Origin of the sequence: Lachnoclostridium phytofermentans, from assembly GCF_000733755.1 — a bacterium.
Lineage (GTDB): Bacteria > Bacillota > Clostridia > Lachnospirales > Lachnospiraceae > Lachnoclostridium > Lachnoclostridium phytofermentans_A.
Genome location: NZ_JPOF01000002.1, coordinates 113,374 through 126,296, shown reverse-complemented (window position 1 = coordinate 126,296; position 12,923 = coordinate 113,374). Strand labels below are relative to the sequence as shown.

Here is a 12,923-nt window from a genome sequence, read left to right as displayed (position 1 = left end):
AGATAGGCTTTTTTTAGACTAATTCTTTGTTTTTCCGATATTTACAAGGTGAAATTCCCTTCATACGTTTAAACACATCACCAAAATAATTACTATCATTAAATCCACTCAATAATGCGATTTCTGTAATCGGTAATTTCGTATGAAGCAAAAGCCTAGAGGCTTCTCGAATTCTAATATTAATGAGATATTCTTTAAATCCGAATCCTGTCACTGCCTTAAACTTCTTCGAAAAATAAGTAGCACTCATATTGCAATAAGTTGCAGTTTCTTCTAAGGTCAATGGTGATTGATAATTACTACATATATATTTTGCTGCCTTTTCCATGATTTGATCATCAGGGGAAGCATCATACGGAGTAATGTTATCTTGCTTCGTAATAGAGTTCAGCCTTAAGATAAATAAAATCAGCTCATACACATGGCTACTTGCCAGATAGAGGGAATAGGTATCCTGGTATATCATTTCACGATGAGCTTTTGAGATTAAGTCTTCAAAATATTCTCGTCTGCTTTGAGGAATTCGTACATGTGGTTGAGAAAAGCTCTTTAATACAGCCTCTTTTCCAAACTCTTGAAACAAGGGATCTAAAAAGGTTTCAGAAAAGGTGATACAAATTCGTTCATGAGAACCGCCTGAGATGTATGTAGTTCTATGAAGAGCACCTTCTTCTATTAATATGAGTTCTCCCTTGGAGACGTTATAAATTGTATCATTAACAAAAAAACGTCTTGTACCAGAAAGTAAATAGTACATTTCATAAAAATTATGTAGATGAGCATCTTTCATGCTAAAATATGGATCACGTTTGATTCTTGTAATCTTTAATCCTTGATTAGAGTCCATTTCATACTCCCTTTCTATATCAATTAAATATGGAATCGTTCTTCGCTGTTAACCCAATTAGTCTAGCTTTCCTTTATTACTTCACACTTTCTAAATTCAGAAATAGTTGTCGAAGTAGGGTTGGTATGAGGAAGCTTGAAGCTATTTTTTTTATCTTATACCTTTATTATACTAGAATCTGACTATAATGGCAAGATATCTGTATTTTAATAAATAATGAAAAGAAAATCAAGGTATCCTTAGACAAATTGTACTATCCTAGGGAAGTATGACATCTGGAGAGAGTAGGATGGGTGACGAAAGGAGTTTCAAAATGGCTAAGGTGGGGTTGTCAAAAAAGGACGAACGATTTCGTGAGTTCGCATTGCATGGAAATCTGTGGAAAGTAGTATTTTCTGTAGGATTTCCACTAGCGCTATATCAAACATTAAGTTTGGTTTTTCGATTACTAGATACAATGATGGCCTCTCATATTAGTGCAGAGTCTGTTTCAGCAGTAGCATATCTGTCTCAGATTAACAGTTTACTATCTGCAGTGGGTGGAGGACTCGCTATCGGTGGCAGCCTTGAAATTAGTAAGGCGTATGGTGCTGGTGACTTTGAGATGGTGAAGAAAAGGGTAAACAGTCTCTTAGGTTTATGTGGTATACTGGGACTTGTAGTTCTAACAATGATACCATTTTCAGGGACGATTTTACGATTTGCGAACACTCCAAAAGAATTAATTGGAATTGGGAGTAGGTATTTTTCAATAGAATTATTCGCAATGGTGATTACCTATATTAATAACGTATACATAGCAGTTGAACGTGCAAGAGGAAATACCAAACGAATTTTAAAATTAAATCTGATGATAATTGTAGTGAAGCTTTCTTTGACAGCATTATTTGTGTATGTGTTAAATGGTGATATTCAGATGATAGCAGTTGCGAATGTGGTTGCTCAGTCTGTTATGTTGATTGCTGCATTTGTGAATCTAAATAAGAAGGGAAATGCTTTTGGCTTCTCCTTAAAAAGTATTAGTTTAAAAAAATCCGTCATCGGCCCAATGCTTACGTTATCTGGTCCGGTTATGGTAGAAAAGGCAGCCTTTTCCTTTGGTAAAGTAATTGTAAATTCGATGAGTGGGCAATATGGACCTTTGGCGGTTGGAGCACTTGGTATATCAAATAATATCGGTGGTGTTACAACTGGACCACAGAATGGATTTCAGGAAAGTGGAGCAGCAATCATTAGCCAAAACCTTGGAGCAAACCAAGTAAAACGAGCATTAGACACTTTTAAGAGAGTATTGGCAATTAATCTAATAATAGGTGTGATTGGATTGATTACGACATTGATTTTCTTAAAACCAATTAGTTTTATTTTTGCAAGTTCTTCTAGTGGTTTTGACACTGAGTTTCAAAACATGATTATTGAAATGTATAAGATGGAGTGTATCGGAAGCTGTATTCCTCTTGGTATTAATGCAGCAGTAATTTCTTTATTATTAGGATTTGGATATACAAAATATACATTGCTTATTAATTTTTGTCGGGTATTTGCGTTTCGTATTCCAGTACTATATGCTTTACAGAAATTCACGAATTTAGGAGCAAAAAGCTGCGGATTGGTTATGTGTATTAGTAATATATCAGTTACGGTATTATCGTCCTGTATCGCCTTTTTTGTCATCCGGCGAATTTGTAGAGAGAATAATATAAAGTTTTGGGTAAAGGAAGAATGACAGAGAAGGAAGAATGACAGTAAAGGAAGAATGACAGTAAAGGAAGAATGACAGTAAAGGAAGAATGACAGAGAAGGAAGAATTACACGAAGTCTCCTTCCGTCAGGATATTAGAGTAATGTAGCCGATGAATAAGAGCGAAAAGTATCATAGGATACAAACTATCTAGTATAAACTTTTCTATACTTTTTTATGTATATTTTATGAAACTACTTGATTATTCTATCGCTTCATATTAATATAAATAGAGCCGTTATTATATACGGTAAGGTTTTAGATATGGAAGGAATGGTTACATCGATGAAGAAAATCAAAGCAACAAAAGCAACCAAAGCAACAAATCAAGAGACCTTGAAGGAAAAAAAGAAGAAATTAATAATCCTTGGTGGGATTGTAGCTGCTGTTCTTGTTCTTTCTTTTGTTTTCATGGTAGTTGAAGCATCTCAGAAATACAAATTGCACATAGTAAATAATACAAGTAAAAACATTACACAGCTTCAATTATTATTTAGTAGTGATGAGGTGAACTACTCCTCTGATGTGTTCTTCGATTCTCCTATTGGAGCAGGGGAAGAAATCAAAACAGAATTCCCGAGACTTCCTCTTATGGGGACAAACTCAGGACTAATTTCCAAAACGTATTTCGAGGGAGAAGAAGGCATTCTCAATCATAATGGTGTTTTCTTTACTAACTTTGCTGGTAAGATTACAATCGAATTTAATGAAGATGAAGATGGTGTCATTACCATGTATGTAAAAGCAAAGGAAGGCAGAGGAAGCTTAAGTACATTTTGTGATGAAGAACAAGTAATGGAATTTGAGAAAAAGTAGTGAATTTAAAGGGGAATCATTCGTGATTCCTCTTATCTAAAAAGTTTATGCTGTATTACGGTGAAACGATAAAGAGTAATAAAAGTGATAGGACATTCACTAAGTGAAAGAATGATTATTTTAATAATTAAAGAACTTTCACATAGCAAGTTTGTATCTTCACTGCAACCACAAACTTAGAAAGCGCAGAAAAGCACACGCATGAATGGGTGTGCAGAAAAGAGGATAATGTATGATTAGATTATTGGATCAAGGCGCATATGTACTAAATGGCCAGACAATTATTGAAGAAAATTCAGAGGCACTAGAAATCCTTAAGGGAAAGACTGGAAAAGATGTAAGAAAAGAAGAGGCAGCGAAAAACACAATTGCTTATGAGATATTAGCTGCACATAATACTTCTGGCAACATGGATAAGCTTAAAATTAAGTTTGATAAACTTACTTCTCATGATATTACCTTTGTAGGAATTATTCAGACAGCACGTGCAAGTGGTTTAACAGAATTCCCAGTTCCTTATGTTTTAACAAATTGCCATAATAGCTTATGCGCAGTTGGTGGTACTATTAATGAAGATGATCATATGTTTGGCCTTTCTTGTGCTAAAAAATATGGTGGTATGTATGTACCACCTCATCAAGCAGTCATTCATCAATTTGCTCGTGAGATGTTAGCTGGTGGCGGTAAGATGATTCTTGGATCTGATAGTCATACTCGTCACGGAGCGCTAGGAACGATGGCAATGGGCGAAGGCGGTCCAGAAATCGTTAAACAATTATTAAGTAAAACTTATGATATTACTATGCCAAAAGTTGTGGGCGTATATCTAACTGGAGCACCTAGAAAGGGTGTTGGACCACAGGATATTGCCTTAGCTATCATTGGTGCTGTCTTTTCGAATGGTTATGTAAACAATAAAGTAATGGAATTCATCGGTGATGGAATCAAGAATTTAAGTGTGGATTATCGTATTGGCATCGATGTTATGACGACAGAAACAACCTGTCTTTCTTCCATCTGGGTAACGGATGAAAAGGTAAAAGAGTTTTATGATATTCATAACCGTGTAGAAGAATATAAAGAACTTGCACCTGGTGAGATTGCTTACTATGATGGTATGATTTATGTTGATTTATCAGAAATCAAACCAATGATTGCTATGCCATTCCATCCAAGCAATGTCTACACTATCGAAGAGCTGAATGCAAATCTTTCTGATATACTTTTTGAGGTTGAGAAGAAAGCCTTGGTAAGTCTTGATAACAATAAAGTAAACTACACCTTAAGAGACAAAATCCGTAATGGCAGATTATACATTGAACAAGGTGTCATTGCAGGTTGTGCAGGTGGTGGCTTTGAAAATATCTGTGATGCAGCTGATATTTTAAATGGTAAATATATCGGTGCGGATGAATTCTCCTTAAGCGTTTATCCAGCAAGTCAGCCAATTTTTATGGAACTTGTGAAGAATGGTTCTGTTGCGAAGTTAATGCAGACTGGTGCAACGATACGTACTGCCTTCTGTGGACCATGTTTTGGAGCTGGAGATGTTCCGGCAAACAATGGATTAAGTATACGTCATTCCACTAGAAACTTCCCTAATCGTGAAGGTTCTAAGATTACTAATGGTCAGATTGCATCGGTAGCGCTTATGGATGCGCGTTCCATCGCAGCTACTGCTGCAAATCAGGGGTATTTAACCTCAGCGGAGGATATTGATGTTAATTTTGCAAAGCCTCGTTATTTCTTTGATCGTAAGATTTATGAAAATCGTGTGTATGATGGTGTGGGTAAGCCAGATAAGACAGCAGAGATTAAATTTGGTCCTGGAATTGTAGATTGGCCTGCCATGGAAAGCCTTACAGATGACTTAGTATTAAAGGTTGTCTCAGTAATACATGATCCAGTAACAACTACTGATGAATTAATTCCATCTGGTGAAACCTCTTCTTATCGCTCTAATCCTTTAGGGTTAGCAGAGTTTACTTTATCCAGAAAAGATCCAGCTTATGTAGGTCGTGCGAAAGAGATTCAACTTGCTGAGAAGGCTAGACAGACAGCAGATTCCGTAGAGGATATCTACAACGCTAATTCGGAGATAAAAGAGGTATTCACTAAGATTAATGAGAAGTTTGCGATAGATCCAAAAGTGACTGAAATCGGTAGTGTGATTTATGCAGTTAAGCCAGGAGATGGTTCGGCAAGAGAGCAAGCTGCAAGCTGCCAAAAAGTACTTGGTGGTCTTGCGAATATTGCTAAGGAATATGCTACCAAGAGATATCGTAGTAATCTGATTAACTGGGGTATGCTTCCATTCCTTTGGAAAGAAGAGATTCCATTTAAGAATGGAGATTATCTATTTATTAAGGATATTAAGAAAGCGATAGAGAATAGAGAAAACGAGATAAAGGCTTATGTAGTAAATGATGAGATGAAGGAGTTTGCTCTGACTCTTGGGGAATTAACGGATGATGAACGTGATATTATCTTAAAGGGTTGTTTAATTAATTATTATAGAAACTAGATCATTTCTTAAAAAAACAGAGTATGGTTCTATCTATTTGGAGACAAATTAAGAGCCTACTCTGATTTTTTATATATTTGTGATAAGGAGTTTTATGAAACAACGATCGATTCGTAAAATTTATTGATTGTTTTTATCGAATGCTCTATAATGTTTCGAAGTGGGGAATGCTTAAGAAGGGATACAAAGGAGGCGATTGATTGAGAAAAATTAAGAAATTATTATTAAGCCGAATCTTTATTGTTGGTGTTTTGATATTAATACAGACGGTATGGTTCATAACGTTTATGCTAAATCTCACCAGTGAATCCTGGTGGATACAAATTGTACTTCAAGTATTGAGTTTTATTGCATTAATCTTAGTGATTAATCGGAATGATAATCCTGCTTATAAGCTTGCGTGGAGTATACCTATCCTTGCATTTCCTATTTTAGGTGGATTATTGTATGGGATGCTTGGAGGAAAAAAGCCTGCAAGACGTATGCGTACGCAGATTGATGCTTCTTGGAAGAGATTATCAAAAGAGATAATGCAAGAAAAAGAGGTATTAAATACCATCGAGGGTATTGACAAGAAAGTACGTGGACAGGTAGGATATATAGTAAATAATTCTGGGTATCCGGTTTATAGCAATACCTTGGTAAAATACTACGAAAGTGGAGAGGAAAACTTTCCAGATATGTTAGAAGCGTTAAGGAATGCTGAGAAGTTTATCTTTGTAGAGTATTTTATCATTGGGGAAGGCCGTATGTGGAATGAGATTCTTGAGATATTAAAGGAAAAAGCAAAAGCTGGAGTCGATGTTCGTTTAATTTATGATGACTTTGGTTGCTTAACCTTACTTCCATATAAGTACGGTGAGGAATTAGCAAAGTACAATATAAAATGCGTTGTCTTTAATCCTGTGATACCTATATTTTCCGCAGTAATGAACCACCGAGACCATCGTAAAATTATGGTGATTGATGGTACGATAGGATTTACTGGTGGGATTAATCTAGCAGACGAGTATATTAATGAGAAAAATCGTTTTGGGTATTGGAAGGATACAGGCATTCGCTTAATCGGCGATGCTGTATTTAGCCTTACAACAATGTTTCTAACCACTTGGAATGCATTTCATTCCTCGAACGATCATTTAAAAGACTTTACTCCGGATGCTACTCTTTACCAAAAATTTTTGGACATGAATGAGGGAAAAGATACTTACGGCTTTGTTCAGCCATATGCAGATTCTCCGTTAGATGAAGAGAATGTTGGGGAGAATGTGTATCTTAACATCATAAATATGGCTCAGGATTATGTTTATATCTGTACTCCATATCTAATCATTGATAATGAGATGATGACAGCGCTATGTTTAGCTAGTAAACGAGGAGTCGATGTCCGTATTATTACACCTAACATTCCAGATAAAAAAATTGTGTTTGCGGTTACACAGTCATATTACGAACAACTTGTGAAAGCGGGAATTAAAGTATACCAATTTGAACCAGGCTTCTTACATGCCAAAAGTTTTGTGTGTGACGATGAGATTGCTACGGTAGGAACTATCAATATGGATTATCGTAGCCTGTATCTTCATTTCGAATGTGGAGTATATATGTATCGTAACAAAACAATTCTCGATATTAAAAAAGATTTCATACAAACAATGCAACAAAGTATTCATATGACAGAAGATAAGATTAAGAGAAAGCTCCCAATGAGATTATTTCAATCTATTTTACGATTATTTGCCCCTATGATGTGATTTGGTAGTAAATGTTATGTTTAAGATTTAATATATATTTAAATATAGAGAAATTAACTGATAAACAACGAAATTGGTTTCATTAAGAGAGGAGAGAGTGTTATGGCAATGATAATTGATGGGAAAAGAATTTCTGGGGAAATCAAAGATGAAATAAAACTTGAGGTTTCTGAGTTAAAAAATAAAGGAACAGAAGTTACTTTAGCTGTAATCCAAGTAGGTACAGATCCTGCTTCCACTGTTTATGTTGGTAATAAAAAGAAAGCTTGTGAATATTGTGGTATTCGTTCTTTAGCTTTTGAACTTCCAGAGGAGACAACGGAGGAAGAATTATTAAATTTAATCAGAGATCTTAACGATAAAGATGATATTACGGGTATTCTTGTTCAATTGCCATTGCCAGACCATATTGAAGAAAACAAGGTAATTAAAACGATAGATCCGAAGAAGGATGTGGATGGATTTCACCCTGAAAGCGTCGGAGCGCTAAGCATTGGACAGGCAGGATATCTTTCCTGTACTCCAGCTGGTATCATCCAGTTATTAAAACGCTCTGGAATCGAGATAGAAGGAAAAGAATGCGTTGTTCTTGGAAGAAGTAATATCGTTGGAAAGCCAATGGCACTTCTTTTACTTCGAGAGAATGGAACCGTAACGATTTGCCATTCTAAAACTAAGAATTTATCTGAGATTACCAAAAGAGCAGATATCTTAGTGGTTGCGATTGGAAAACCGAAATTTCTTACGAAGGAATATGTGAAGGAAGGTGCAGTTGTGATTGACGTAGGGATGCATCGTGATGAAAACAACAAGCTTTGTGGAGATGTGGATTATGATGATGTGGTATCTATCGTAAGTGCGATTACACCAGTTCCAGGAGGGGTTGGGCCAATGACAATTGCAATGCTTATGAACAATTGCGTGTATGGAGCCAAAAAGTTTCAAATATAAAGAAACTATAAAAATATAAAAATCTTTTTTTTACTATTTGAATTTCCATTAAAAGCTGTTACAATAATTTGTAATGGAGAAAATTTATATATAAGAATTCCTTCAAGTTTTGGAGCTTATAGAAAGAAATTCAAATTTTAGCTATTAAGAAAATTCTTATATGTAAGAGAGTCGTTATGAATAATGATAGAAAAATATGGAAACGATTTTAATATCCGAAAAGAACTAGAAAGGTTTTATAGAATGAAAATATTTTTTATCTCACTTGGTTGTGACAAGAATTTAGTTGACAGCGAGGTAATGCTAGGACTAATTAGAGACCGTGGTTTTGAACTTACGAACGATGAAAGTGAAGCAGATATTATTGTAGTAAATACATGTTGCTTTATCCACGATGCAAAAGAAGAAAGCATTAATACCATCCTTGAGATGGCAGAATACAAGAAAAACGGTAGTTTAAAAGGACTTATTGTGACGGGTTGTCTTGCTCAGCGTTATAAGGACGATATTTTGGCTGAGATTCCTGAGGTAGATGCCTTACTTGGAACAACCAGTTATGATGCAATTACAGAGGTAATAGATAAGGTATTAGGGGGGGAACGAGCAGAGTCTTTCAAAGACATCGATTACTTATCAGAGATTAAGACAAACCGTGTTAATACAACCGGTGGGTATTATTCCTTCTTAAAGATTGCAGAAGGATGCGATAAACATTGTACGTATTGCATCATTCCAAAGATCAGAGGAGATTATCGTAGTGTCCCGATGGAACGATTGGTGGAGGAAGCGAAGTTTCTTTCGGAAGGCGGAGTGAAGGAGTTAATCCTTATTGCACAAGAAACCACCGTATATGGCGTAGATTTATATGGAAGGAAAATGCTAGCTGAACTACTTCGTAAGCTTTGTGCAATTGATGGAATTGAATGGATAAGAATTCAATACTGTTACCCAGAAGAGATTAATGACGAGTTGATTGATGTAATCAAGACAGAACCAAAAATCTGCCATTATCTTGATATCCCAATTCAACATGCTTCTGATAATATTCTAAAGCGTATGGGACGTAGAACGAATCGTGAGGAATTAGAACATCTCATTGCAAAACTTCGTAAGGAAATTCCAGATATCGCTCTTAGAACATCATTAATTACAGGGTTCCCTGGAGAGACTGAGGAAGACCATGAGATATTGAAAGAATTTGTTCGCAATATGAGATTTGAGCGACTTGGAGTATTTACTTATTCGAAAGAAGAGGATACACCAGCAGCGAAGATGAAGGATCAGATTTCGAAAAAAGTGAAAGTTGCACGTCAAAAAGAACTGATGGAAATTCAACAAGGAATTGCTTTTGATAGAGCAAAGGCAATGGTTGGGCGTAAATTAAAGGTAATCATTGAAGGAAAACTTGTAGAAGAAGGAATCTTCATTGGAAGAACTTATATGGACGCTCCAAACATTGATGGCTATATATTTGTACACACCAAAGATGAACTTATGTCTGGTGAGTTTGTGGAGGTTACTGTGACTGAAGCAAAAGAATATGATTTAATAGGGACAGCCGAGTAGGCTTAAGGAGGAAGTTATGAATCTGCCAAATAAGATTACAATATTTAGAGTTATCATGATACCAGTGTTTTTAATACTGATGTTATGGCCAGGAATACCATATGGTAAATACATTGCCTTAACCGTATTTGTAATCGCATGTTTCTCTGATTTTGTGGACGGTTATCTGGCTAGAAAATATAATCTTGTAACAAATTTCGGTAAATTCATGGATCCTTTAGCGGATAAACTATTAGTTTCCTCCGCATTAATTTGCTTCGTGGAATTTGGGACAGTACCAGCTTGGATAGTTATCGTAATCATAGCGAGAGAGTTTATTATTAGTGGTTTTCGTCTAGTAGCTTCTGATAATGGGCTAGTAATTGCAGCAAGCTATTGGGGAAAATTTAAGACAGCAGCACAAATGATTATGTGTGTCTTATTTATCTTTGATTCCAGCTTACCGCTGTTCAATGTTTTAGAACAGATTTTTTTATGGTTAGCATTTGGGTTAACTGTAATTTCCCTCTTAGATTACCTTTACAAAAATCGTTATATCCTTTTGGATGGAACGAAATAGTAAAATTGTTTTCTACTGATATGTAGAATCGTTGAGAAAGGATGGTCGGCTTACATTAAGGAAGTCAGACCATCTTTTTATGATTTAGATAGAGTGTGAATTTCTATCATAGAAAAACTTTATCTTAAAAATATAGAATTATAAGAGTTTTATGTATCACTTCCTTATGGGAGTTTACACGGTAATTAGAAACGATGAGTTATTGTCTAAAAGGTACGAAAGTGCCAGAATGGGGGTTAAATGGAGTATCATATTGTTCATAAAATAAATAAAAGTATTCATGATTTAACAATCCATGAAAAGTTGATTCAGTTAATACAGCAACTACAAAAGGAAGGATTTATTCTTCTTAGATATGATTCTGTCTATGATGTATGCGAATGTGATAATAAATTAGATACGAATACCGACTTTGATTTATTCATCGGATTTAATGAAGAAGAACGAGAAAATCTGATAAAGACATTAGAAAAAAATTCTAAGAATACTACAGTAATGCAAAATTCCTATGGGATAACATTGGAAATAATAGGAAGGACTTATTACTTTCTTTCTGATTGGAAAGATAATTCTCATGAGTTACTACATGATATGAGATCAAAAAAGTCACCTTCCTCAGATAGTATGCTTTCATCTCTTGTGGTTAAACTATGTGGTATTAAGAAGAATAAACTAGAAGAGGAGATAGAAGAACTTTTAAATAAAGATTCTTTCGTGACAATATCAACAGATGTTATGGAAGTTAGAAGGGTTCCAAACGTGTGCGAAGGATCACTGAAAGATGAACAGTTTGGAGAAGTGCTAGATGTCAAAATCTATCTTAATAAGATTCTAAAAGATAAGAAAGAAAACGAATTATGGGAGTATTCCATAAAAGAGGAATTAAAAAAGAAGTTTGGAGCTAGTATTTATACTTTTTCGGAGCAAGAATCATTAGAATCTTTACTGATTGGTATCATGAATGAGAAAGGTCTAACTTTAACGGCCGCGGAATCTTGTACTGGTGGACTATTTATGGCAAATATGATTAATGTATCTGGTGCTTCTAATGTCATTAATCAAAGTTTTGTAACTTATGCTAATGAAGCAAAAGAACAATGTATTGGTGTAACCCGTGAGACACTTTCCTCATATGGTGCTGTCAGTAAACAAACCGCAGGTGAGATGGCAAGGGGAGCAGCAAAGGCAGCAAATGCTTCGATTTCTATCTCGATAACTGGAATTGCAGGACCACTTGGAGGAACACCTGAGAAGCCTGTTGGTACGGTATATCTTTCCTGTTATTACAAAGAAAATACTCATACGATATTATTATCAGGAATAGGATCTAGAGATGAAATTAGAAATCAAACAGTGCAGATGGCTAAAACATTACTACTACGAGTCCTATTAGAAGACGAATTTTAGCTATCAAAAACACAGGAAAAATGAAATAAATATGAAAATAAATCGCTTTTTCTTTTCTTTTTGTGATTTTACCATAGAAATGACATAGTTAGCCGTTATTCTTTAGGGGAAGATAAATACTCGAGAAATTACTGAATTCTATGTGAAACATGTGAAAGTAATTCCCTGCTATGAATAAAGGAGACATGTATTATGAAAAACAAGAAATTGGTTGGATTAGTCTCAGTTGTATTTCTTTGCATGGTTTATGTTTGGGGTTGTAGTGGTCCTAATAATCTAGAGCAAAAGCAAGAACCGTTACTGACCACACTTCCGACAATTACCCAGACACCAGCTACGCCAGAGATACAGATAAATGAAAAAGAACTTTCAATATATTCTATCAGTGCAGATACTGCTGAGAAAATATCCGTAATAGCAATGGTTCCTTCCGATACAGAGATAACACCGGAACTAATCGTAGATAAGGTAGTGGAGTCTATGGAAGATGAATCATTCACAATTGGAATTGATTCTGTTACAACGAATGAGAATATGGTCATTGTTAGTTTTACAGGAGATCAGCCACCGGTAAAAAATGTAGGTAGCTCCGTTGAAGCTGAAATTTTAGATGCGATAGCACAAAGTTTACTGGATAATTTATCAGATACCTATAATAAAGTAGTTTTTCGTGTGATGGATGGTCCGTATGCGTCAGGACATTTTGAATTTGATATCAATCATGTATATATGGAAACGCAGAAGTAAGGAAAAGGAGA

The 12,923-nt window shown here is 35.3% G+C and carries 10 protein-coding genes; 9 read left to right on the top strand and 1 reads right to left on the bottom strand.

Annotation, left to right across the window (positions count from 1 at the left end; all coding sequences use genetic code 11):
* Positions 1-13: 13 nt before the first annotated feature.
* Positions 14-847: a helix-turn-helix transcriptional regulator gene (locus tag CC92_RS0103150; protein WP_029504527.1), complete on the bottom strand. Its 834-nt coding sequence runs from the start codon at positions 845-847 to the stop codon at positions 14-16.
* Positions 848-1,160: 313 nt separating this feature from the next.
* On the opposite strand from CC92_RS0103150, the gene CC92_RS0103145 reads away from it, so the two are divergent.
* The 9 genes from CC92_RS0103145 to CC92_RS0103105 all read left to right on the top strand — a co-directional run bounded on the left by CC92_RS0103145 (position 1,161) and on the right by CC92_RS0103105 (position 12,912).
* Positions 1,161-2,573, top strand: a complete 1,413-nt coding sequence (locus tag CC92_RS0103145) for an MATE family efflux transporter (RefSeq protein WP_029504528.1) — start codon at positions 1,161-1,163, stop codon at positions 2,571-2,573.
* A 300-nt stretch (positions 2,574-2,873) separates the two neighbouring features.
* Positions 2,874-3,404 (top strand): hypothetical protein, encoded by a 531-nt coding sequence (locus CC92_RS0103140; RefSeq protein WP_155998452.1) that lies wholly within the window; start codon positions 2,874-2,876, stop codon positions 3,402-3,404.
* Positions 3,405-3,636: 232 nt separating this feature from the next.
* Positions 3,637-5,928, top strand: coding sequence for a hydratase (locus CC92_RS0103135; RefSeq protein WP_029504530.1), 2,292 nt, complete (start codon positions 3,637-3,639; stop codon positions 5,926-5,928).
* A 200-nt stretch (positions 5,929-6,128) separates the two neighbouring features.
* Positions 6,129-7,682: a cardiolipin synthase gene (gene cls, locus CC92_RS0103130; RefSeq protein WP_029504531.1), complete on the top strand. Its 1,554-nt coding sequence runs from the start codon at positions 6,129-6,131 to the stop codon at positions 7,680-7,682.
* Between the two features lie 102 nt (positions 7,683-7,784).
* Positions 7,785-8,633 (top strand): bifunctional methylenetetrahydrofolate dehydrogenase/methenyltetrahydrofolate cyclohydrolase FolD, encoded by an 849-nt coding sequence (gene folD / locus CC92_RS0103125; RefSeq protein WP_029504532.1) that lies wholly within the window; start codon positions 7,785-7,787, stop codon positions 8,631-8,633.
* A gap of 243 nt (positions 8,634-8,876) precedes the next feature.
* Entirely contained in the window at positions 8,877-10,199 is a 1,323-nt protein-coding gene (gene rimO, locus CC92_RS0103120) for a 30S ribosomal protein S12 methylthiotransferase RimO (RefSeq protein ID WP_029504533.1), read from the top strand.
* Positions 10,200-10,215: 16 nt separating this feature from the next.
* On the top strand, positions 10,216-10,758 hold the full coding sequence (pgsA, locus tag CC92_RS0103115; RefSeq protein WP_029504534.1) for a CDP-diacylglycerol--glycerol-3-phosphate 3-phosphatidyltransferase: 543 nt from the start codon (positions 10,216-10,218) through the stop codon (positions 10,756-10,758).
* 240 nt (positions 10,759-10,998) lie between these two features.
* Positions 10,999-12,165 carry a CinA family protein gene (locus CC92_RS22035; RefSeq protein ID WP_081841938.1) on the top strand — a complete coding sequence of 389 codons (1,167 nt, stop codon included), beginning with the start codon at positions 10,999-11,001 and terminating at the stop codon, positions 12,163-12,165.
* Positions 12,166-12,357: 192 nt separating this feature from the next.
* A complete protein-coding gene (locus CC92_RS0103105) occupies positions 12,358-12,912 on the top strand; it encodes a hypothetical protein (protein ID WP_029504536.1) in 555 nt (184 codons plus the stop codon).
* Positions 12,913-12,923: the final 11 nt, after the last annotated feature.